Origin of the sequence: Novipirellula herctigrandis, assembly GCA_007859835.1 — a bacterium.
Lineage (GTDB): Bacteria > Planctomycetota > Planctomycetia > Pirellulales > Pirellulaceae > Novipirellula_A > Novipirellula_A herctigrandis.
In genome coordinates this window covers 7,592,828-7,616,984 of the sequence record SJPJ01000001.1, presented here as the reverse complement: position 1 = coordinate 7,616,984, position 24,157 = coordinate 7,592,828, and the positions used below count along the sequence as shown (strand labels likewise).

Below are 24,157 nucleotides of genomic sequence, written 5' to 3'. Positions count from 1 at the left end.
AGAGTGAGTGTTTTCGTTGGTTCTACGATATCCGTGCTTCTACGCATGCGCATGGCTAAACGCGGGCGGATCACTTGCCGGGAAGCTCTCGTCAAGCGTTTCGTCGATCATTGCTTCTTGTTCGCAGTTCTGCCATCGGATCGCAAGTTGTGCTGCGGCAGCAGTCCTGTTCAACAATTCGCGATACACTGCTGGAACGGTCTGGTCCGAGAATTGTCGAGCTTGTAGCAAGTAGTCGGATTGCTCCGTTTTATTCTCAGCGATCGCCGACGCACACTCTGTTAAGTGGTCGCATAACGTTGCCCACTCCCTTTCGATAAATGGATCTTTCATCTTCATAACCTACTTTCAGTTGTTTACGAGGAAAAGTGAATTGAAAACGAACAACTTGCATTGCACTGCAACTTAGGTACCGACTCACGTTAAGGCCAAATCGGCACTCCGTTGTGCACTAACGCACACTGACTGAGCGTGGTTGTCAAAAGAGCTTGCATGGGACGTGATGCCGCAACTTCGCAGGTTGGCGAAACTCGTAGGTAGTTTCAAACGAGCCATTCCTCAGCCTGCAACGATGGTGTTTTCGCCAAGCACTAGTCTTCCCGTGAACATCGCTTGCGACGCATTTCGGCCCCCTCTCAATTCCCGATTGCCCATTGGCACACACATTGCGTTGCCACTTCGCAACAGGCATCAAGACCGCGCAGGTCAAAGGCCCAGAAGTTCCTGTTTTCAAGCGGTACAAAAACACGAGCTGAATTCATACGACACTTAACTTCTCCTAAACGGAAAAATGAACACTCGACATTCGCTGACTTTGATTATTCTGTGCGTGATTGCGGCACTGGGCTACTATGCGTGGCATTACATTGAACCAGAGGATATGCCCGAAGGAATCGCTAGTAGCAATGGCCGTATCGAGGCGGTCGAGATCGATATTGCCACCAAAACACCGGGACGCCTTGTGGACGTGTTAGTGGACGAAGGTGACTTCCTAACCGCCGGGCAAGAAATCGCACACATGGACACCCGTGTCCTCGACGCTCAACTCGGTGAAGCCAAGGCGAACCTGCTTCGTGCCAAAAACTCCGTTGACGTAGCCAACAGTATTGTAAAGCAACAGCAGTGCCAAGAGACTGCCGCAGAGGCACTGGTCTCACAACGAAAAGCGGAGCTATCACTCGCTACGAAGAATTTCAAACGTGCCGAAGAACTCTCGCAAGAGAATGCGGTGTCGGTCGAAGATTTTGATACGAAGATGGCAGCGTTGTTCAGCGCAAAAGCAGGCGTCAGTAGCGCCGAAGCGAACGTAGCAACCGCAAAAGCGGGGATCACGGCGGCAAAGTCACAAGTGATTGAAGCAGAGGCGTCGGTCGCGGCGGCAGAATCCACAATCCAGCGAATTCAAGCTGACATCGATGACAGCACATTGGTGTCGCCGCGAGATGGACGGGTCCAGTATCGCGTTGCACAACCAGGTGAAGTTCTTGGTGCTGGCGGGACGGTTCTGAACATGGTCGATTTGTCGGACGTTTACATGACATTTTTCCTGCCGACCGAACAAGCGGGACGAGTCACACTAGGCGCGGACGTCCGTTTGGTTCTCGATGCAGTCCCACAATTTGTTATCCCAGCACAAGCCACATTTGTTGCCGATGTGGCTCAATTCACGCCAAAGACAGTGGAAACGGAGGTCGAACGCCAAAAGTTGATGTTCCGAATCAAGGCAAGAATCGATCCCGATTTATTGAATGATCATATCCGAAAAGTGAAAACCGGACTGCCTGGTATGGCTTACGTACGCTTGGGCGAACAGTACCCATGGCCAGATGACTTGAAGGTCAAGTTGCCAAAATGAATAAGGCAAAAAACAATGTGGTTCAGATCCAAGATGCCAGCTTAGTTTATGGCAAGACACTTGCACTCGATGCGGTATCTGTTGCATTGCCCGCGAGTTGCATGATTGGACTGATTGGCCCAGACGGTGTCGGAAAATCAAGCCTATTGTCACTTATTGCTGGAACGCGTCGCGTCCAAAGTGGGCGGATCGAAGTGCTCGGTGGTGACATAGCGGATCACGCTCATCGAAGTAAAGTATGTCCCCGCATCGCATACATGCCTCAAGGACTTGGCAAGAATCTATACCCAACGCTATCCGTAACCGAGAATGCCGAATTCTTTGGACGTCTATTTGGCCTGAGTCGCTGGGAACGAAAAAATCGGATAGCGAGACTTCTCGATAGCACTGGTTTGACAGCGTTCGCAGATCGGTCTGCCGGCAAACTCTCGGGAGGCATGAAACAAAAACTCAGTCTCTGCTGCTCGTTGATTCATGATCCCGATTTATTGATTCTGGACGAACCGACAACAGGTGTCGATCCACTTTCCCGGCGCCAGTTCTGGGAACTGATTGACGACATTCGCTCTCACTGTCCCGGCATGAGTGTCCTCGTAGCGACTGCCTACATGGACGAGGCATCTCGATTCGATTCGCTCATCGCGATGGATGACGGACGAGTGCTGGCGATGGGAACGCCGAGAGAACTACTTGAACGAACTGACACGCAATCGTTGGAAAAAGCGTTCATTGCATTGTTACCTGACGAAAAGAGGCGAGGTCATGTCGACGTGCGAATTCCACCACGCGATCGAGACGATCATGAAGTGGCCATTGAGGCAGAGAATCTAACCACACGTTTTGGCGATTTTGTCGCAGTGGACGGAGTGACTTTCCGAATTGAGAGAGGGGAAATTTTTGGTTTTCTCGGTTCGAATGGCTGCGGAAAAACGACCACGATGAAAATGTTGACTGGGCTATTGCCAGTCAGTGACGGCCATGCGTCATTATTTGGCCAGAGTATTGATGCGAACGATTTGAATGTCCGACGCCGCGTGGGATATATGTCACAAGCGTTCTCGTTGTATTCGGAATTGAGCGTTCACCAAAACCTAGTCCTTCACGCACGGCTGTTTCAAGTTCCTGAGTCTGAGATACCGGACCGGGTAAAGGAAATGGAAAACCGATTCGGACTAACCGAGATTATTTGCGCACTGCCGGACTCGCTGCCACTCGGGCAACGCCAGCGATTGTCTTTAGCCGTCGCGTTGATTCACAAACCGGAACTTCTCATTTTGGATGAGCCAACCTCCGGCGTCGATCCCGTCGCCCGAGACTCGTTTTGGAAACACTTGGTGGAACTTTCACGTCGAGACAAAGTGACAATTTTCATCTCAAGTCACTTTGTGAACGAAGCAGAGCGTTGTGATCGTATTTCATTGATGCATGCAGGACGAGTATTGGTGAGCGATACACCTGCCGCACTGGTTGAGAAGAGTGGCAGTGAAACGTTGGAGGACGCCTTCATCGGCTATTTAGAAAGTGGAGTAAACTCGCAGCTTGGGCTCGAGAAACCGCATCGTCGTGTTCCTGAAAGTGTTCAACAGCAGATGCAGCCTGCAGACACGCACATGGGAAGCATATCTCACTCGTTCAGCCTCCGCAGGATGATGAGTTACGTGATCCGCGAATCACTTGAACTCAGCCGTGATCCGATTCGGCTGACTTTGGCTGGACTCGGCAGCGTTTTGCTTCTGATCATTATGGGTTTCGGCATCACCATGGATGTTGAAAATCTGAAGTTTGCCGTACTGGATCGTGACCAAACTACCCTCAGCCGTGACTACGCCCTGAACCTATCGGGATCACGATACTTCATCGAGCAACCGCCGATCTACAACTACGACCAACTCGACCAACAAATGCGAGCCGGCAGAATCAGCATGGCACTCGAGATTCCGCCCGGCTTGGCTCGTAACGTTGCTCGCGGCGACGAGGTTCAAATTGGAGTTTGGATCGATGGATCGATGCCGATGCGAGCCGAAACCATCCGCGGTTACGTCCAAGGGATGCACGTCAAATGGCTTGCGACACAGGCAAAATACTGCTACGGACGGGATTTATCGACATCTGCCGCGACGATCGAGACCCGATATCGATACAACCCTGACGTCAAAAGCATTATGGCAATGGTCCCCGCAGTGATTCCACTGTTGCTAATGTTGATCCCAGCAATGCTGGCGGCATTGGCCGTGGTACGCGAGAAGGAACTCGGTTCGATCATCAATTTTTACGCAACGCCCGTCACTCGCTTGGAGTTCCTACTTGGCAAACAGATTCCGTACATCGTATTGGGAATGTTCAATTTTCTGTTACTTACAATGTTGGCAATATGGTTCTTTGGTGTCCCGATGAAAGGCAGTTTCGCAACGGAAGCGGTTGCCGCTTTGGTCTACGTTTTCTGTGCGACGGCAATGGGCCTGTTGATCTCGACGTTTATGCGCAGTCAGATCGCAGCGATCTTCGGCACTGCAGTTCTCACGATTTTGCCAGCCACCACCTTCTCAGGAATGATCGATCCCGTTTCGTCCCTCAAAGGCGCTGGGGCACTCGTCTCACAGGTATTCCCTACCACACACTTCTTGACCATCTCTCGTGGCACGTTCTCCAAGGCACTTGGATTTGCGGATCTCTACCATGCCTTCGTGCCCCTCGTGATTGCCGGCCTCGTGTTGATCAGTTTAAGTATAACGCTACTGAAAAAGCAGGAGGCATAGTTGATGCGGTTGAAAAACATCTACCGACTTGGGAAAAAGGAACTGTGGAGTCTGGTTCGCGATCCGATTCTGCTATTCCTCATTGCATTTGCATTCACAGTGTCTGTTTACACAGCGGCTACTGCGATGCCAGACACGCTAAATGAAGCCCCCATCGCGATTGTGGACGAAGACCAATCACCGTTGTCTCAGCGAATCATCGACGCATTCCAGCAACCCTATTTCCTACCACCAAAGCAAATCACGAGAGCGGAAATGGACCGGCGGATGGACTCTGGCCTAGACACGTTCGCGCTGGACATCCCGCCCGATTTTCAACGAGACGTGTTGGCTGGTCGCGGACCGACGATCCAGTTGAACGTCGACGCGACTCGTGTTAGCCAAGCGTTCACCGGTAGTAGCTACGTGCAAACCATTGTATCGGATGAGGTTCAAACATTCGTTCAGCGGTATCGCGAATCGACCACGATGCCAGTCGAGTTAGTGGACCGAGTACGATTTAACCCAACACTCAACAAGACGTATTTCGGCGCTGTAATCCAGGTGATCGACCAAATCACGATGTTGTCGATCGTACTGACAGGAGCTGCGTTGATCCGGGAACGAGAACGCGGAACGATCGAGCATCTATTAGCCATGCCGGTGACTCCTTTAGAGATCATGTCCAGCAAGGTTTGGTCCATGGGGTTGGTCGTTTTGCTCGCAAGCACACTTTCGCTAGTCTTCGTCGTACAGGGCTTGATGGCGGTCCCGATCGAAGGCTCGCTATTACTATTTCTTGGCGGTGCTGCGATGCATTTGTTTGCTACCACATCGATGGGCATCTTCATGGGAACATTCGCGCGCTCGATGCAGCAATTCGGCTTATTGATCATGTTAGTGTTGATACCGCTGCAAATGTTATCCGGAGGTTTGACTCCGCGAGAAAGCATGCCGGAAGCAATCCAGCATATCATGCTAACGGCGCCGACCACCCACTTTGTCATGCTGGCCCAAGGAATCCTTTACCGAGGAGCGAACTTATCAATCGTATGGCCACAATTCGCAGCACTCGCATTGATCGGAACAATCTTCTTCGGTGTCTCCCACGCGCGTTTCCGTATCGCAATCGGACAGATGTAGAGCATCGCAAGCTGAGAGGGCGTACGCGAGCAGCGGTGTTGAGGGGAAAAGACAAAGTATCTATAGTCCGTCTGACAATCCGGACGAGACGCGCCGTACCCGGTTAAGACAAGACGACGCTATTCCATTTCCAAGAACCCTGGGTACGTTGTCGTGAAGGTTTGGATCATTCTTTTGTTCGCCGGATTACTCGAAATCGGCTGGGCGATCGGTTTGAAGTACAGTGACGCCTTTACAAGGCTGTGGCCAAGCGTTTGGACCATCATTGCGTATATCGCCAGCATCGGACTGCTCTCGATTGCAGTTCGACATATACCGATTGGAACAGCCTATCCCGTGTGGATGGGCATTGGAGCGTTAGGGACAGCGATCTTCGGAATCGTTTTCTTGGGTGAGTCAACGTCGGTATGGCGACTGACGTTTCTGGTTCTCTTGGTCATCTCACTCGCCGGACTTAAGCTGTCGGCCGCAAATTGAGTTGCTCAAGGGTCAAGCCACCTAATGTTTGTCATCCAATTTCCGCGGTGGCAGCGAATGACTCCATTGGCTCAACGCATATCCGGGAAAGGCATCGTTTTTTCCCCGTAAACCTTTGCTGAGTCCGGCTGCGTGAGTGCTTCAAAACGCAATCGCTCCGCACTAACAGAGAGAGTTTATAAAGGAGTGGCAATGCATTAGCCGCAGGTGGTCTTGTCAAGCAAGATATTTCCTGAAGAAAGCGATGGTGCGTTCCCACGCTAATTCGGCGGCGGCTTTGTCGTAGCGCGGTGTTGTGTCGTTATGAAAACCGTGATTGACGCCGGGGTACACGTGCGACTCGAAGACGATGTTGTTTTCTGTAAGTGCTTGCTCGAAGGCGGGCGCCCCGGCGAGGATGCGACGGTCGAATTCAGCATTATGAATCAACAGCGGTGCTTTGATTTTCCCAACGTCACTCGCCTCGGGTTGGCTTCCATAGAACGGCACGCCGGCGTCAATGATGTCTGGAATACGAACTGCGAGCTGGTTGACCATTCCGCCCCCATAGCAAAACCCAACCGTTCCAACTTTGCCGGTCGAATAGGGATGGGTGTCGATCAGCTTTGCTGCAGCAATGAAATCTTGCGCCATTTCTTCGCGGTCGCGGCGACCCTGCATGGCTCGACCATCGTCATCGTTGCCTGGATATCCGCCAAGCGGCGCAAGCGCATCGGGAGCAAGTGCCAAGAAGCCTTGGGTGGCCAAGCGACGGGCGACGTCTTCTATATACGGGTTTAAGCCGCGATTCTCGTGGATCACCAACACTGCAGGAAACTTCGTGCCTTCGACCGGACGAGCGAGCAGACCACTCATTTCTTTTCCGTCCTGCTGTCCCGCGCCGAGCGGCGATTCAAAAGCAATCGTTTCGGTCTTAATGCGTGGATCGTCCGGTGCGACTTGTTGGGCCCAGGCATAGTTGGGACTGAGGCTTGATACGAGAGTTTCGACCGTCATACCACCAACCGCGAACGCAGCGAGCCGTTTGACATATTCACGACGATCGAGTCGCCCATGAGCGTAGTCGTCGTAAAGGTCGAGGACTTCTTGGTCGAAATCGGATGTGGGCTTGCGATTCACAGCATTTCACCTTGTTTTTGTGGTTGCGTTTCTTGTGGGGGCAAATTCACATTCCAACGTGAAAAACAGAGCATAGCCACGACTGTGTCGATACGTGCCTCCACTGAAACCCCGAACATACGAATAAGTTTCGCCAGAGATTCGGCAGAGAAAAGAGTCGTGAATTCCCGTTCCCAGCCGATACCCTCCGCTGCGACAGGGGTTCAATTCGCATTGGTCACCCGTCACCTAACTTTACGGGGGCTGTCAAACCGCATGGAGCTTGAAGGAATGGACCATAGCCATACTGTCGAAGTCACTTGCCCCTCGGGGCACTTGCTACGTGCTCCGGAGCGAGCGATCGGCCGAACGCTTCCCTGTCCGGTGTGCCAACAACCGGTTACTGTGACGCGTCCCCAAGACCCACTCTCCGATACGGGTGTGATGCGAATTCTGGGAAATCAAATCATGCCAATCGACTTGAGACAACAGCCGAGCCCGGCATCCACCAAGCGTGATGAGTTATCTGACACGGGCGTGATGCGCATTTTGGGAGACTACAAAACTTCGCAGCAGCCGGTCTTCACGGAGGAAATGCCAACCATGCGAAGGTGCCCGGTTTGTTCACGTGGTGTGCCGGACGCATCGTCGGTATGCAAGCACTGTCATTGTTACGTGGGACCATCGCCGGACTATATGCGATCACTGAATCCCCAACTCAAATAAGCCCCCAACTCAAATAGGGCATCGTGGATGCTTGCAGCTAGCCGTCTACCACATTGATCGGTGATAGAAGGTAAACGAGCCGCACATAATTTGTCCGAATCCGCACGCTTCGATTGCAAAACTTGCATAAATTCGACTTGGCATACTGGTTGCATTGAAAACCCGGTCATGAGTAAACAAGTACGTGCGATTCACCCGGTATACAATTTCCTCCCTACCGAAATCGACGGGTTTGATTCCCTCGCGGAATTAGCGCTCGACCTTCGTTCTTCGTGGAATCATGCAACCGACGAAGTATGGCGGCGGTTGGATTCTGAACTGTGGGAAATGACACAAAATCCTTGGGTTGTGTTACAGACGGTATCTCGCGAACAAATCGAACATGTACTTGACGATGCTGAGTTTCGCAAAACAATTGATGCGTTGATTAGCGTGCGCCGTCAAACAGCGGAACAACCCGCGTGGTTTCAACAAAGCTATCCATCGTCGCCGTTGACCTGCGCGGCCTACTTTAGCATGGAGTTTATGTTAAGCGAGGCGCTGCCGATTTACTCTGGTGGTTTAGGCAACGTTGCGGGTGACCAACTGAAAGCAGCCAGCGATTTAGGTGTGCCCATGGTCGCCGTAGGTCTGCTTTACCAACAAGGCTACTTTCGCCAAACGATCGACAAGAATGGTACTCAACAAGCGTTGTATCCCTATAACGACCCTGGACAATTACCAATCACTCCACTACGTGAAGCCGGCGGAGAGTGGTTGCGTCTGAACATTGACTTGCCAGGCTACTCGGTATGGTTGCGAGCATGGCAGGCCCAAGTTGGCCGCGTCAAACTCTATCTGTTGGACAGCAACGACGCTGCAAACTTCCCCGAGCATCGGGGGATCACAAGCGAACTGTATGGCGGCGGCCCCGAATTGCGTCTCAAGCAAGAGCTAATTCTAGGCATTGGTGGCTGGCGTTTACTCACCGCACTAGGCATCCAACCGGAGGTTTGCCACTTGAACGAAGGTCATGCGGCCTTCGCTGTGCTGGAGCGTGCTCGCTGTTTTATGCAAGAAACGGGACAGCCCTTTGAAATTGCACTCGCAGTTACCCAAGCCGGCAACCTGTTCACCACTCACACGGCTGTGGCCGCTGGCTTTGACCGATTCGCTCCCAACCTAATCGTCCAATATCTAAGTGGATATGCTCAAAAAGGCCTTGGGATCTCCGCGGATGAGTTGCTGGCTTTAGGGCGGAAAAACCCACGCGATGCGTCAGAGAGCTTCAATATGGCCTATCTGGCAATCCACGGAAGCGGTGCCGTCAACGGCGTCAGTCGTTTACACGGCAAAGTCAGTCGACGAATCTTCGAACCGCTGTTTCCGAATTGGCCCGAGGACGATGTGCCAATCGGACATGTGACCAACGGAGTCCACATGCCGAGCTGGGATTCCGCATCCGCCGATGAACTTTGGACGCAAGCGTGCGGAAAAAATCGTTGGCTCGGCACGAACGAAACGCTTGCCAGCGAAATTCGCGGCGTGTCCGATGAACAACTTTGGCGACTTCGCATCGATGCGACTCATACTCTCGTCGATTACGCACGCAAACGACTATCACGCCAACTGGCGGCTTCCGGTTCTTCGCCCAACGAAGTCGAAGCCGCAAAACACTTGTTTGATCCCAACTCATTGACGTTGGGCTTTGCCCGTCGCTTTGCAACTTATAAGCGACCAAATTTATTGTTACACGACCCGGCTCGGCTGATTCAACTGCTGACGAATCCGGAACGCCCCGTGCAACTTATCATCGCTGGCAAGGCTCACCCTGCCGATAAGGCTGGACAGGACTTGATTCGTCAATGGATCGATTTCACGCGCGATCCCATCGCACGACATCATGTGATCTTTCTGAGCGACTACGACATGTTACTCACGGAACAGTTGGTACAAGGTGTGGATGTGTGGATCAATACGCCGCGACGACCATGGGAAGCAAGCGGAACCAGTGGCATGAAAATACTAGTCAACGGCGGCATCAATCTTTCCGAACTAGACGGTTGGTGGGCCGAGGCTTACACGCCCGAAGTCGGATGGGCAATCGGTGACGGCCAAGAACATGATGACGAATCAACGTGGGATAAGGTCGAAGCGGACCAACTTTACGACTTGCTTGAACAAGAAGTGATTCCCGAGTTCTATGAACGTGACGACCATGAGATTCCGAGTAAGTGGCTTTCCAGAATGCGGGCAAGCATGTCACAATTGACGCCTCGTTTTTCAGCCGTTCGGACCGTGCGAGAATACACCGAACAACACTACCTGAGAGCGGCGGCGGCCTACCACGAGCGAGTCGCCTACAATGGTGCCATGGGGACGAGCATCGTCAACTGGAAACACTCACTGCGTGAAAAGTGGGGATCGCTGAAATTTGGAAATCTGAGCGTTCAATCCACCGAGTCGGAACATCTCTTTGAAGTCCAAGTCGATCTAGACGGCCTCGACCCAAGTTTCGTGCGAGTGGAACTGTACGCTGATGCGAGCAATGCCGACGAGGTCAATCCCGACACCGCGTTTCGTCAAGCAATGACGCGAGTCGAATCGCCTAATGATGGATCGCTTGATGATGGATCGCCTTCGCAGGCGACTGGCTGGGCAAGCTACCGCGGATCGGTTAATGCGACACGCCCCACGACGGATTTCACGCCGCGCATCGTGCCCACGCATGTCGGTGTCGCGGTGCCATTGGAACTTGGTCTAATCTGCTGGCAACGATAAGCCATTTCCTCACGGCTAAATGCGTTCACGGAGGATCGTGAGCAAGCTTGGCCGAATAAAATAGCCCGAAAAGTCACGTTTTGCACATTACCACTACATCTCAATCGCAAATTCGTTTCGATACTCGCGTGACAACAATGCGTTCGCAGCCTCGTCTCCAATGATCTGCTCGTTTTGCGCATCCCACCTGATGGGACGGTCGAAACGAGCTGACAAATTCGCTAAATGACAGATGTCAATCGCTCTTAAATGACTTGTCACATCCGAAATCGGTTCCATCCGCTCTCGAGTACAGTGAAAGAAATTGGCCCAGTGATTCGGGTGCTGGTTGAAAGGGGTCGGCATACCTCGATACGTTTTCGATATCGCATCCTCAGGCAGCGGAAGATCCTTCAATTGCTCAACGGGGGCGCCCGTCAAATCACCGCGACTAACGAAAATGCGACCTTTGGTCCCTTCCAACAATACACCGTTGCGACCTTCGCTAGTGATAAGTAGTTCCGTGCCATCACTCATCATCGCCTTCAACGAAAACGAGCTCGCAGTGTTGTACTGATCCCGAAGCGTTGGATAACCGTTTTTGTACGGAACCGGTAGCTTAGCTTCACCACCGATCGAAACCAATGTGTCCGATTGGCCTGCTGCACGAAGCGCCCAACAGGCGATGTCCACATGGTGTGCGCCCCAATCGGTCATCTTCCCACCGGAATAGTCATACCACCATCGGAATTGTTGATGGCCATTAGTTTTTCCAATCTGCCACTCATCTTTCAAGTTTGGATCTTGAATCCAACGGAACGGTGACTTGGGGGCCGGTCCCAGCCATTGATTCCAATCGAGCCACTGCGGCACCGCATGCTCAGGAATCGGGCCCGAACCGCTGCTACCGCCGATTGATGCGGTCGCCCGCGTAATCCGTCCTAAACGTCCTTCGCCTGCGATCGCAACCGCCTTCACAAACAAATCCAAATAGCTCCGCTGCATGGTGCCGACCTGAACAACACGGCCCGTTTTCTTTTGCACTTTGCGAATCACTTTTCCTTCGTCCACCGTCAACGTCAAAGGCTTTTCGCAATAGACATCCTTTCCGGCTAGCATCGCTTCAATCAGAATCTTTGCATGCCAATGATCGGGCGTGGCAATGTAGACGACATCAACACTATCCATTTCCAAAATATGCCGATAGTCGTTATAGGCTTTCGCTTTGCCGTCGCTCAAGTTTTGTTGTGCCTTTTCACGATGGTTCGTGTCGACGTCACAAACAGCGACCACATCACACATGCCTTTCGCAAATCGCATGTGATTGTGCCCCATCCGTCCGGCACCAACCAAACCTAAACCGGGCCGATCGTTTGCCGATTCAGGTGTTGCAGCAATGGAACTTCGCAGATGCGTTGGAATCAAGGCAGCCGATGCGATGGCAGCGGATTGGGCAAGAAAACGACGGCGGGAGGGGGCAGGCTTCTTCATTGAGATTAAAGTGGTTAGCGTTAGTGGTCGATCGGAGCCGGTGACGTATTCACGATCGCGAGCTCCGTCGTTGCCGTGTCATCGGCATGTAAGTCGCCCAAGGCGTATTGAATGCCGGCGAGATAATGTGTTAGCACCATCGGATGCCAATACGTTGTGTTGTTATGCCCGAGATTCGAATAGAACACGCGACCCTCACCAAAGCGATGAATCCAGGCAACCGGACGATGCGGTTTCGCGTTGGTCCGATCACGCAGCGATTCTCGCAGTGAAGGCGAATCATGATTTTCTGACTTGGTGAGGTCTAACGACACGAGTTCTCGCGATTGGTCGGGTGAGTGTGAACCATCACGATAGGCATAGACTTCATCTCGAAGCCAGAATCCTTTTCCCTCAATCGCTTGATTGATGGGATGCTCAGGCGATTGCAATTGAAACGCCCAAGTTCCAGTAGGCAGCCAGGGATGGCACGAGAATATCCCGTTGATCAACCGAGCTCCGTCTCGCCAACCCTTGCAACTATCCGCTGCTGCATGAATTCCGATCAGCCCTTTTCCGCTGCGAACGAAATTCAAAATCGCCGCTCTACCGTCTGCGCCAACCGTGACATCAAAGTCGGTTGTATTATTCAGTAGCAGCGCATCGTATTGCGATAGATTGCTTGTCCGTATCAATGCCGGATCGTCAGTCAACATGATATCGAACGCATCAGTCGCCTTTGCCAATTGCTGATAGGCAAAATTCGCCGTCGCAATCGACGCATGAGGATACTGACAACGATAGAACACCAATAGTTTGCGTTTATGTTCAGGCTTCACAATTGGAGATTGCGGAACCGCTTCGACGATGAATTGTTTTTCTTGCTCGCTTGGCCCATAAAAGCCAAAAAGCACATCTCGTTTTTCGGGCCAATTAAATGCTGGCCAACCGCTGGGCGCTCGCCCGCGTGGGGTCCCTTCCGCTCGCAACTTGTCTAATGCAGCGGTATCCAAATCGGATACCAGCTCGGAATTCACCGAGTGTTTTACTCCCTGAGAAGATGAATGGGTGTTTGCTTTCGACTCGGTTCCGGACGCAACCGGGTTCGCCCCGCTCACATCTCCAATCGATATCAAAAAAGAAATGGCGACGGTGGAGAGTCGGAAAGTCAACGATCCAAAGATGGCTGATGCCATAACATCACGATGTTTTTGGGGAGGGAATTCAGGGGAGGGACTAGCAGTGGAGGCAACTAGCTGTGCTCATGCATGCAACTATCTGTGCTCATGCAAATCGAACGAGATTGCGTTTATCGCATCCGCATGTAACGGATCGGTTCAACGACTATCGCCCAACACCTCCACCACGCAGCTTACTACTCAATTTCACTGATCTTAAACGTCCATGCATGTTGGCAAGGCATTTTTGACGGATTGAGCTTTGGCATAGTAATGACAACATCATCACCAAATTGCTTCCATTGCAATTCTCCCACACCAAGCATCGATACCGTTGCGTCATTGCTGGCTTTGACACCTTTCAATACCAATTCATCTTCAGGAAGCAGCGCGCAGATGGCGTAAAGCGTGTTCTCTTTGCGAGTAAAGACCACTTCCTTTCTTGCCAGGCCACTCCGATTGCCCTTCATTAAATTCACGACATCGTATTTGACTCGGTAGTTTCCTTTGCCTAGCTCAACTTGCTTGCCTTCGCTCCATTGACATGTCGTGTGATGCGTGATCGTGCCGTAAATCGCTTCGCCATTGACATCAAGCCAATCGCCGATATCGGACAACCGTTCTTCCATCAAAGGTGGAATTCGCCCATCCGCGGTCGGTCCGATGTCAAGCAAAAAATTTCCCCCGCGTGAAACGATATCGACCAACATCAAGACGAGGGTTTCCGACGAGTTGTAGTCCTCGAACCGTTCGGTGCGACTATAGCCGAACGAATGGGCCATTCCACGATTCTCTTCCCAAGGGTTCTCACCATTGGGCAATCCGGCACCATACTCGGTCGTGTAGTAACCACCGTGCTTGTGCCGATCCCCCTTGCCCCAACGGTCATTGATGACGACTTGATCTTTGCAGGGCGATTCATCGAACAGCCAAGTCAACATCTCAGCTGACTTCCAAGTAGCGGCGGGGTAATCCCATTCACCATCGGTAAAAATGATTGCTGGCTCATATCGATTTACCATGTCCTTAAATTGAGGGACCAAATGCTCATCGACGAATCGGTCAACCCCGGAAAGATACGACGGGTTGTACCACTCGTACAGAGAGTAATAGAGCCCCATTTTCACATCGGTTTTACGAACGGCGTTGGTAAGCTCCCCAACTAGGTCTCGGCCCGGACCGGAGTTCGTACTGCACCAAGGGCGTCCCCATGACTGATCCGATTGCTTGCTTGGCCATAGGCAGTACCCATCGTGGTGTTTGGAAGTCAGGACCACATACTTGGCCCCTGATTCTTCAAATGATTTGGCCCATTGGTCGGGATTAAATAGTTCACAACGAAACTGTGGAACGAAATCGCTGTAAGCAAAATCTTCGCCGTACACACGATCGTGAAATTCTTTTACTTCACAGTGGGAGCTTCTTTTCGAGTTAACGAGATCGCACCAATACCACTCCGAATAAGTGCCCACCTTGGAGAACGATGGAACGCTATAGGGTCCCCAATGAATGAAAATCCCAAACTTAGCGTCTCGCCACCATTGAGGAGTGGGCCGACTATCAATTTTTTGCCATTGCTCCTCTTCGCTGGCTGGCGTTTGCCGTGTGGCAACCGAGGCAGTTTGCTGTGCGGTCACTTGTGTGGTCCAGCAAAACAGGCCCATCAGAAAAACGATCGATATCCGTGTTTGTAAACGACTATTCATTAGTTGAGTCAAGCAAGAAGGCGGGAGTGAGGTAAATGGGGAAGGAGGATCAACGATTAAGATTTAGGGGCAACCTGCAGCGAACAAGTCCGCGATCTCTTGGTGGCTCAGTGCTCGTTGGAACATTGCGAACTCGTCAATACGTCCATTGAAGTTTCGAATCAGCCACTGGTCGTACTCTCGCGCTGGACTCCAATTCCCCAAATCCGAAGGCCCAAAACGAAGGGCAATGGGATCAAGCGAAACCACTTGGCTACGACTCAGCCCAGGGTGAATTTCATGTCGGCTAACTAGTTTTCCGTCAAGATAGTGTGAAACAAAGCCCGACTTTTGATCGACTACGGCTGCAAGGTTTATCCAACTACCAAGGTCATCGTATCCCAATACCGAAGACGACTGATACAGCCGGCGATCGCCCTCAGGCGGCTTAAGCCCAATGTTGAGTTTGCCCGATGAAAGAATTTGCCAATGAATATTTCCTGGTTCAAATTCATCGCTTAACAAAATCGAATTGAATTTGCGGTCAAACCCATCGATTCGTAACCACGCCATCAGCGTTATATTCTCGTACGTACCAGGCAAATTCAGACGCACACGATTACTTGGGCGCTTAAAGTCTAAAGCTCCCTTTGACTTCCAACGACCGGTGGACCACTCGCAGCCAAATACCGAACCGTGCAACTTATCTTGCTTTAGGTTCGCTAGCTGGCTACGTCTTCCCTCGGTGGGCTCAAAATCGTAAAGCACAACCAACTCGGGATCATGACGCAGGCGTTCCATATGCTTTCGCCAAGCTTGGTACTGTTTTTCATCGTGCTGCAAACTGCGATCAAGCATTTCAACGCCACCGGCAAATTTGTCAGCGTCCGATGAGATAGTTTCCCAGTTTCCATCTTGGTTAGGTCGATTCAAACCATAGCCCGACTCAATCAACTTGGGAGGCCCATCCACTCCACGAGGGTGCACTTCCACTTCACCGTCAAATACGTGCAACTCCTCGCGTCCATCGAGTGTGACCTCCACTCCGAATTCCGTTCCCAGGTCCACATACCGTGTTTCCGTGGTTTCCAGGGTAAAACCTTGTGCCGCTGGGGGCACAAAACAACGTACTTTCCCATGATGCAGAACCCCACGAAGCCTTGACACCAATTCCAACTTAGCAGGACCATCGACAATCACGGTGGCGCCATTCAAGAGAGCCAATTCGACCAGTCCACTTTCCAGGTGAAGCGTGTGAGCAAACACTTCATCACCGACACGGATAGGCATTTGGTCGGCAGCCCAGACGGCATCGACGGAGTCACGTAGCAGTGCAATCGAGTCGAGTCGCCGAGTCGACAATACCGTGGGCGTTTCAACGTAGTTGTCGTCGTCGGATTGCTTTGAAGCGACCACTTCGGTGGTTGAAATTACAATCGGACGCTGAATCTTTCGCGAAACAATCGAATCGGCTTGTCTCCAAACCACGCCTGCCAAAAGCAATGCGGAGGTACTCGCGATCGCGGCCATCGCCATCCAGACATACCCGTATCTCGAAGAAGTCTCGGAACTCGTTTCGAGGCGAGAAACGGACTCGGGTTCTGGTAGCGACACGAGAAGATCTTCCGCGGTATCATGAATGATGCCTGCGTCGACATCCGCCAATTCGTGCAACTCAGCATGCAGACGGATCACCTCAAAATAGCGACTCCGAAACTCTGGGTTATCGAGCAACATTGATTGCAGCTCTTCCAACTCGGACCGCTCAATCAGTCCAGCGCAATAGCGATCGATCAGATTATCTAATTTTGCAGTCATATGGGTTCGTTGAAACATGACAGTTCGTCGTCTAAGTTGATTGATTCTGAACGGTGTTCTTGCTTAATTTACTCTCAGCCCCGCCAACACTAAGTAAACATGATTGTCTCTTAAAAAGGCTAACTCGTTGAAAGTTTTGAATCGACGCAATATTTGAGGCGTCGCCTGAGCCGACCGAGCGTCTTGTACAGACTATTTGCAGACAATTCGAGTCGCTCTGCCAAAGCCTTGATGTGAGTCCCATGACCGTATGCGGTCATCAGCAAATGATGCTCCGATTCGTCCAGTGACTTAAGGCATCCAATCAAACATTGTCGTCTCTCATCGCCATCCTGATCTGGTAAGTGCTTACTGTACTCATCCGCCAACTGACTTAGCACGTTCTCATCGAATACCAACCGATCGCGTGCCTGTTGGCGACGGAACATGAGCACTTCAAAACGGGCCACAACGTACGCCCATTTAAGGAACCCCTCGTCGTCCTCCAATTGGGCGAACTTCTTCCACAACACAATGGAAATCTCTTGCATTAGTTCGTCGACTGTATCGCGATTCACGACAAGGCTAAACAGAAATGCGCGCAGTCGCCCTTCGTTGGCTGTCAACAATTTGACAAACCGAGTGACGTCTTCATTTGATGAGCTGCCTGACTCTTGCATGCTTTCGGTTCCCAATTGCAGACCAGCATAAAACATGTACCTTAGTGCAGTGCGATTTACTTGCCTGCCGTATTCACCGAAGGCACCCGCCGGGGCCGCGTTGCAAGTTTACTGCCGGCCACTCAGAAAATGGCCCGACAAAATCGCGAAACAAATATAGCAGGCGGCACTTACGAGCGTCCTTATTTTGCATGAAGAAGGCTACACGATAGTTCCTAGCCCCTCTGGCGGAGAATGCAAGGTCCGTTGTTCCCTCCCTGGAAGGGGAGGGGGGGCTCGAAGCCGATTTTGCGGCCACTCGCTTGGGATCGAATTGCTAGACGAATTCCAGTTCATCATGCACCAGCCAGTTCACCATGCACCAGAAAAATGTGCCAATAGCTGGCATTTCGAAAAACCCGTCAAATTCAGGAGGCCGATATCTGTCCCGCCGGCAGTAATATGTACGGAAGATCCACTGATAGTCAGCGTCTGCTAGCAACGCCTCGCCCGTTGTGCATCGGAAAAGGCTGCAGTTTCACTCGCACTCGTCCCAGAATTTTTAAAACACCTCTTTTTGCCCGGAGCATTTTTGAAATGAAGAAATCCCGATACGGTTTTACCTTGGTGGAGCTTCTCGTTGTGATCGCCATTATTGGCGTTCTCGTTGGCTTATTGTTGCCGGCGGTCCAAGCTGCACGTGAAGCTGCGCGGCGTATGTCGTGCAGCAATAACTTCAAGCAGATCGGACTGGCGATTCATAATTACCACAGCTCTTACAGTCAGTTGCCGATTCATGGCTCTGGCACATGGCAGCCTAGTCATGCCGCAACGCAGAGATGGGGAGTATGTAGCCTGAGTTCAGCAAGCTATGACCGAGCAAGCAATGGTGGTCAGTTGAGTATTCACGTAGGTCTTCTGCCTTTCTGTGAGCAACAAGCGCTTTGGGAACAAATTTCGAATCCAGCGATCTACAATGGTGTTAATTTCAATGCGATGGGACCGAATCCGACCGGCAATAATAGCCAGTTGCTCGAATACAAGCCCTTTGTCACGGAGGTTCCCACGTTTCGCTGCCCGAGCGATCCTGGCGTTGGCTTGCCCGCGATGGCTCGCACAAACTATGCCCTCAACGGTGGGGATGGCCCCCATGAACTGGGGCGTGGTCCTTTTGCCCGTTGGTGCGTTACCGATGTTACCGCTCCCGGTAGTATGAGTCGCGATAATGCCATAAGAGTCGAACGGGAGCAGGTTCCTTTGTGCCGTGGTTTTCTTGTTCCACATATGCGGTCTGAATTCAGAGATGTTCTCGATGGCCTGTCCAACACGATCGCGATGGCTGAAATCAATACCGACCTGGGTGACCGCCACCGGACGACGGATTTCGTTCGAATGACAGACAACCGCATCCATGCATGCGATGTGCACTTGGACCCCGACCGTCCACAATTTTGGAATACATCGCTGCCGCAAGGATCAGGCGACAACGAGTTTGTTGCACTGGCGAATGAGCGTCGCGGGTTGCGATGGGCTTCAATGTCACCGAAGTACACGATGGTTACGTGCAACATCCCACCGAACTCAGCCAACTGCATTCGTATCATCATCGAGGATGAAGGCAATTACTCTGTCAGTAGTCGTCACCAAGGTGGTGCTCATGTATTAATGGCGGATGGTGCTGTGAAGTTTATTACCGACTCAATTGAATCGGGTGACCAGAACGCTTTACCTGTGTCTCGCGCTAGGCGTGAGGAAGGCATTGAGAGCCCGTACGGCCTGTGGGGTGCGCTTGGGACTCGCGCTTCAAACGAAGTGATCGACGTAGAGTTCTAATCCTGCTTGAGACTTGCCTGTTCTCTAACCATCGTTTTGTCGCCGGCGCCCCCTGGTTTGCTGTGGGGAAGCCGGCTTTTCTCGACCCACGTTCCTGTTCCGCTATTTAGCCAAAGAGGCGAAGTTCAGATGAAACCTATCCGTTTGATGTTGCTGTTCACTCTGCTTGCCCCAGTCGCTGTTTTCCTGCCAGGATGCAGCGGAAAACCAAAGGAAATTGAAATCACGGAAGAGGGGAAATCGCTCTATGACACGGCCGGAGAAAGGGTCGAAACAATGCAGAACGCTGCCATGAAGGAAGACGCGAAATAGTTAGTGATGCGTACGTGGATCGGATGCTGCCGTTCACCACCATGACACATCCTCCCACTGCTCGCTTTCTCCCACTGCTCGCTTTGTCTCACTGCTCGCTTTCTCCCACTCTCCGATTTTTTTTCGGGAGTGGCTTGCTTTGACTGCCACGAGGCCGATCCGTAAAGGTTCCGAAAGGCGGTGTGCGGGATCACTCAAGCGGCTAGCGAATGTAATCTCGATTTCCAACTCAGGATCTCAACCCTAGTTCTTACCAGGAACTGACTAAATTCAGAAAAAAGACTTTTTTACTAGCCAAAAAGTTTTTCCATGGCAGTAAAGAAGTACAGAGAGGGTGAATTTCACTTTAACCGCAACTTCTATCCAATTTTGGGATACCAAATCCAGTGCCAGTAAAACAATTGTCTCGACTCTCGTTTGGTTTCGCTGCCTTATTGTTGTCTGTTTGCCTTACGGGTTGCTCGGGTTCGACCGAAGCAGAGGTCGACTTGGATCCAAACGACCCTCGCTTGATCGAGTCCGACGAAGTGATCAATTTCGTACCCGAAACGTTCACGGATGAGGAAATCATGGGAGTTAAATAGCTGGCTCCTAGTCGTAGGGAGTCGGCGACAACGAAGGCGGCAAGGTTGAAGTAATGGTTGTCGCTGGTTTGCAATGGGTAGGACAGAAAGAACAGTGTCCTATGGTCGCCAATTAGTTTGCTTTTGTCTGTTCTACAGGCGGGATCAGGATTGAATCCGCGGTGACCGTGTTCGTTATACAAACTTGAAAGGTTGGAAATGATTATGAATGTACAAAAAGAACGTTTTCGCTCCGGCTTCACTTTGGTGGAGTTGTTGGTAGTGATCGCAATTATCGGAGTGCTTGTGGGACTCCTGCTTCCTGCGGTTCAAGCTGCCCGAGAGGCTGCTCGACGGATGTCGTGCAGTAACAATTTCAAGCAAGTTGGCTTGTCCATGCACAACTACCACGCTGCTTTCAACCAACTTCCGCCGTCCACCGGTGGAACCAATGGCTGGTCGGGCGTTACACGGCACGACGATGGCCCATCTGGTTCCAGTGGCAAGCCCGTGGGATCGGACCACGACCAAAACAATGCACAACTTGGATACATTGTTGGCTTGCTGCCGTTCTTCGAGCAACAGTCACTCTGGGAAACGATCTCGAACCCACTTCAAGTAGGAAGTGAGCGCTGGCCGGCGATGGGACCATCTCCCGAGCGTAGTACTGCGTATCCCGCTTATCGAACCGAAGTACCGACTCTGCGTTGTCCTTCCGATTCGGGCAAAAGCAGATCAGGATTTGGCCGCATCAACTACGCAGCCTGCATTGGGGATGCAGTCATTATCCCGAACTGGGCCTATCCCAATGGTATTCATAGGACAGCTCATCGTGGTGTTTTCAAGCCATTCCTTGGTCTCGGGTTTCGTGACATTTTAGATGGCTTGTCCAATACTATTGCGGGTGGTGAAATCGCAACAAGCCTCGACGATCGACGTTTACAGGGCACGATTCGGGCCGGCATGAACTCTGGTGATATGTATGCAAACCCTGGATCAGCTTGTTTCAAGAATTTCTCAAGCGTGATCGATGCTGAGCGACCAGCCTACTACCATAAGACCCAAAACTACTGGGATGGTAGCGACGTAAACAAGTACTTGTTCCGGCGTGGTAACAACTGGGGTAGTGGTGCAGTTGGCTCAAGTGCTTTCCAGACAATTGCCCCTCCCAATAGTGCTAGCTGTAGCGGCCACCGTGGCAACCCACGTGGCAACCCATGGCCTAACTCTGGCAATAGCTCCAACGGTGTCTTCTCGGCTGGTAGTTACCACAACGGTGGATGCCACGTTTTGATGGCAGATGGGGCAGTCAAGTTCATTACCGACAGTATCGATACGGGTGACAACGACGGTAACACAGTAGGTCGAAGCGTTGACACCAACTTGTCCGTATTTTCGCCAACCGGTACGGAAAGCCCCTATGGATTGTGGGGCAGTCTTGGTACTCGGTCTGCTGCTGAGGTTATCGACGAAGACTTCTAGTCTATCGATTGACTTGTCCATGCGAGTTTAAGTTGGGCGACCTTTGTTGAGCATGCCTCTGCAAGGTCGCCCTTCTTTTTTCCACGAATCAATTGACAACGAACAATTGCGGGCATCGAAACTCTCCCCCTGGCCGTGCTCGGCAAAAACAGAATGTTTCAAAAGGAGTTGACAAATTCGCGTGCCCCCTATCGACGGATGCGACAACGAATGTCACTCGTCCGCGATCCCAATCTCCCTGCCAATTTCCAATTGAACCTACTTCGTTTATCGCTGAAATCGATGTCATTGTGACACAATTCTAGCGTCCAACGGGAGCGAACGAACGCAACCCAATCGGTAGCTCGCTTCGCTTGCGGTCGCACCGCACTACGGTCAATTCCTACCACTCACCCCACTCATTATGAAACGTCGCAATTTTCTGCTTACGGCTGGAGCTGCCTCTAGCGCACTTGCATCTCCTTTCCTGAATAGTGCCTCTTTGTTCGCGCAGCAGACTGATGTCTCTGTTCGGTGGTTGAAAGATGGCAATTCTGGTCTATTCACATCGGTCGCCTGTGAAGGCAAACCGTTATCAGCGTCGAATGAAACACCGCTGATCAGAGCGATCTGTCGCGTGTGGAAATCACCGGACGCCTCCTCGTCAACACTTGAAACTCACCAACCAGATACGCCCCACGGACCGCTGGACATTGAATTGAAGCACCGACTTCAACGCAGTGGTTCGCAATTTGGCGAGGATCTGCTCAACGCGACCGTTCGCGTTCGTAACACTTCGGACCAAGATCAGCAGGTCGAGGTAACGTTTGTTTCTGAGGCCTGTCCGGATCCCACTAGCGTCGACCAAAGTCTATACATTCCGCTGAACGTGGCGGGATTCACGAGAGACAAGCGTTTTGCCTCGCTCGGCATGGAGAACTTTCTGAGTGATTGCAATGTTCAACTCGAAAGAAACGAACTGCGTTGTCACTATCTCGAACCGATGGCCAGTTATCCTAGCGAACGAACGACGACCGCCCTCATGTTGGTTCCCGTGGTCGATATCTCGTCTGCGTCACAGCCTTGGCGAATCGGCTTGTTCACGAAATCGGACGAGCCAATGCGTTTTCGATCGGAAGTGACGCCTGAAGGAAAACGGGTTTGGCACATCGGTCGTGTGATAACCATTCCCGCTGGTGAAACGATTGAAGAAGCTTGTTGGATGATGGTGCATCGTGGCGATGCCTCGGTCGCATGGAAAGCCTTTCACGAATTCGCTCACGATGATCCTTATCCTCGGATCGATTGGACACATGAATTCAAAGTCCATTACTATGATTTCCTCTCCTCCGCAGCCGGAAAAGACGGCGTGCGCGGCGACGGTTACGATGCGGATGTAAAACGGTTCCGCGAGTTTCATGTTGGCATGGGAACGCAGCACGGATTTTATCCCTATTTGGGTGACTTCATCCATCCCGATCGCAAAACTTGGTATGCGATGCAGGGGGACGAAAAGGGGCCCGCTGAAATGTCGCTCGCCACGATGGCTAGACGAATCAAGGACACGCGGGCTGCGGGCGCAAAGGCCGCGATCTACATGCACTTGACATTGTTCGATGATGCGTCACCGTTGTTTTCAAAATTGGCGGATTGCCGACGTGTCGATTCCAATGGCAAACCGATGACATTCCCATGGAATGGCCCAGATGTAAAAGGGCAATGTTGGTGGATGTCGATCGCATCGGAGCAGTGGCGAGATCACTTACTTGAACAAGCTCGATGGATCATGGAGATCCTCGGCCCCGACGCGATTTGTATGGACGAGACCTTCGCAGGGATTGGATACGACGAAGCACCCGATCGCGCGGGCCCCATCTCGCCACACGCAATCGATTTCTTTAAGGAGTTGCACGCGTTGGTCCGTTCCTTCGGCGACGACAAGGCAATCTTTACAAGCGATTGTTCGAGGTCCCCGTTCTGCCTATGGGCGGATGGCGATGTTGGAGATCACGCCTACGGTAGCTCACTAGGCAACCCGTTGTACCGACAAGAGCCGGTACGTTACTTGGCTGCCCTCGGTGACAAAGCGTGGCGTCCTTGTGCATGGCATTTCCGCCACATGTGGAAACCTCAAATGGCTTTGGCACGTCAAGTCGGCTCGGGAGTTGGTGTATCCAATGGCTGGATCGAGTACACCGGGTTGAATCAATTGCCAGCAGAGGAAAAAGACCGAATGATTCGCGATATTGAGTCACTACTGTAAAAGTGACTCATCCGATCACCGTGTGGTCTCCGAACGCTCTGGCCTCGCGCATGGTCGAGGCGTTTTGCCCGTGCAAGGCCAATTGTCGGGTGAACTTTGTTTTCATACGACAATTTTATGTAACTCGTTGGGTCTGCACCAAGAAAAAGACGGTCCCTGCGGA

18 protein-coding genes and 1 riboswitch are annotated in these 24,157 nt (G+C 51.8%); of the genes, 11 read left to right on the top strand and 7 right to left on the bottom strand.

Going from position 1 to position 24,157, the window contains the following annotated elements; all coding sequences use genetic code 11:
• Positions 1-39 precede the first annotated feature (39 nt).
• The gene (locus CA13_RS27645; RefSeq protein WP_146402217.1) at positions 40-333 is read right to left on the bottom strand and encodes a hypothetical protein; all 294 of its coding nucleotides are present in this window, start codon (positions 331-333) and stop codon (positions 40-42) included.
• 457 nt (positions 334-790) lie between these two features.
• On the opposite strand from CA13_RS27645, the gene CA13_RS27640 reads away from it, so the two are divergent.
• From CA13_RS27640 to CA13_RS27625, 4 genes are all read left to right on the top strand, one after another.
• The gene (locus CA13_RS27640; RefSeq protein ID WP_419194911.1) at positions 791-1,855 is read left to right on the top strand and encodes an HlyD family secretion protein; all 1,065 of its coding nucleotides are present in this window, start codon (positions 791-793) and stop codon (positions 1,853-1,855) included.
• Positions 1,852-4,611 (top strand): ribosome-associated ATPase/putative transporter RbbA, encoded by a 2,760-nt coding sequence (rbbA, locus tag CA13_RS27635; protein WP_146402215.1) that lies wholly within the window; start codon positions 1,852-1,854, stop codon positions 4,609-4,611. The genes CA13_RS27640 and rbbA overlap by 4 nt, the downstream gene beginning before the upstream one ends.
• A 3-nt stretch (positions 4,612-4,614) precedes the next feature.
• Entirely contained in the window at positions 4,615-5,733 is a 1,119-nt protein-coding gene (locus tag CA13_RS27630) for an ABC transporter permease (RefSeq protein WP_146402213.1), read from the top strand.
• 60 nt (positions 5,734-5,793) lie between these two features.
• Positions 5,794-5,856: riboswitch (guanidine-III (ykkC-III) riboswitch) on the top strand.
• Between the two features lie 30 nt (positions 5,857-5,886).
• A complete protein-coding gene (locus tag CA13_RS27625) occupies positions 5,887-6,210 on the top strand; it encodes a DMT family transporter (RefSeq protein ID WP_146402212.1) in 324 nt (107 codons plus the stop codon).
• A gap of 216 nt (positions 6,211-6,426) precedes the next feature.
• On the opposite strand, the gene CA13_RS27620 is transcribed toward CA13_RS27625, so the two are convergent.
• The gene (locus tag CA13_RS27620) at positions 6,427-7,329 is read right to left on the bottom strand and encodes a dienelactone hydrolase family protein (RefSeq protein ID WP_146402210.1); all 903 of its coding nucleotides are present in this window, start codon (positions 7,327-7,329) and stop codon (positions 6,427-6,429) included.
• A gap of 159 nt (positions 7,330-7,488) precedes the next feature.
• On the opposite strand from CA13_RS27620, the gene CA13_RS27615 reads away from it, so the two are divergent.
• Both CA13_RS27615 and glgP read left to right on the top strand, forming a co-directional pair.
• Complete coding sequence (locus tag CA13_RS27615) at positions 7,489-8,034, top strand: hypothetical protein (RefSeq protein WP_146402208.1); 546 nt, start codon at positions 7,489-7,491, stop codon at positions 8,032-8,034.
• 168 nt (positions 8,035-8,202) lie between these two features.
• A complete protein-coding gene (gene glgP / locus CA13_RS27610) occupies positions 8,203-10,794 on the top strand; it encodes an alpha-glucan family phosphorylase (protein ID WP_146402206.1) in 2,592 nt (863 codons plus the stop codon).
• A gap of 93 nt (positions 10,795-10,887) precedes the next feature.
• Here the strand turns inward: glgP and CA13_RS27605 are convergent, their stop codons facing one another.
• The 5 genes from CA13_RS27605 to CA13_RS27585 form a co-directional block, all read right to left on the bottom strand.
• Positions 10,888-12,264 carry a Gfo/Idh/MocA family protein gene (locus CA13_RS27605; RefSeq protein WP_146402204.1) on the bottom strand — a complete coding sequence of 459 codons (1,377 nt, stop codon included), beginning with the start codon at positions 12,262-12,264 and terminating at the stop codon, positions 10,888-10,890.
• A gap of 20 nt (positions 12,265-12,284) precedes the next feature.
• Positions 12,285-13,280, bottom strand: a complete 996-nt coding sequence (locus tag CA13_RS27600) for a ThuA domain-containing protein (protein WP_419194910.1) — start codon at positions 13,278-13,280, stop codon at positions 12,285-12,287.
• 338 nt (positions 13,281-13,618) lie between these two features.
• On the bottom strand, positions 13,619-15,127 hold the full coding sequence (locus tag CA13_RS27595) for an alpha-L-fucosidase (RefSeq protein WP_419194909.1): 1,509 nt from the start codon (positions 15,125-15,127) through the stop codon (positions 13,619-13,621).
• 63 nt (positions 15,128-15,190) lie between these two features.
• Entirely contained in the window at positions 15,191-16,942 is a 1,752-nt protein-coding gene (locus CA13_RS27590; protein WP_146402200.1) for a LamG domain-containing protein, read from the bottom strand.
• A 101-nt stretch (positions 16,943-17,043) separates the two neighbouring features.
• Positions 17,044-17,583, bottom strand: a complete 540-nt coding sequence (locus CA13_RS27585) for a sigma-70 family RNA polymerase sigma factor (RefSeq protein WP_419194908.1) — start codon at positions 17,581-17,583, stop codon at positions 17,044-17,046.
• 576 nt (positions 17,584-18,159) lie between these two features.
• Here CA13_RS27585 and CA13_RS27580 point away from each other — a divergent pair.
• From CA13_RS27580 to CA13_RS27560, 5 genes are all read left to right on the top strand, one after another.
• The gene (locus CA13_RS27580; protein ID WP_146402196.1) at positions 18,160-19,395 is read left to right on the top strand and encodes a DUF1559 domain-containing protein; all 1,236 of its coding nucleotides are present in this window, start codon (positions 18,160-18,162) and stop codon (positions 19,393-19,395) included.
• A 129-nt stretch (positions 19,396-19,524) separates the two neighbouring features.
• On the top strand, positions 19,525-19,707 hold the full coding sequence (locus CA13_RS27575) for a hypothetical protein (RefSeq protein ID WP_146402194.1): 183 nt from the start codon (positions 19,525-19,527) through the stop codon (positions 19,705-19,707).
• Between the two features lie 386 nt (positions 19,708-20,093).
• On the top strand, positions 20,094-20,291 hold the full coding sequence (locus CA13_RS27570) for a hypothetical protein (RefSeq protein ID WP_146402192.1): 198 nt from the start codon (positions 20,094-20,096) through the stop codon (positions 20,289-20,291).
• 204 nt (positions 20,292-20,495) lie between these two features.
• A complete protein-coding gene (locus CA13_RS27565; protein ID WP_146402190.1) occupies positions 20,496-21,752 on the top strand; it encodes a DUF1559 family PulG-like putative transporter in 1,257 nt (418 codons plus the stop codon).
• 403 nt (positions 21,753-22,155) lie between these two features.
• On the top strand, positions 22,156-23,994 hold the full coding sequence (locus CA13_RS27560) for a hypothetical protein (RefSeq protein WP_146402188.1): 1,839 nt from the start codon (positions 22,156-22,158) through the stop codon (positions 23,992-23,994).
• The last annotated feature ends 163 nt before the right edge of the window (positions 23,995-24,157 follow it).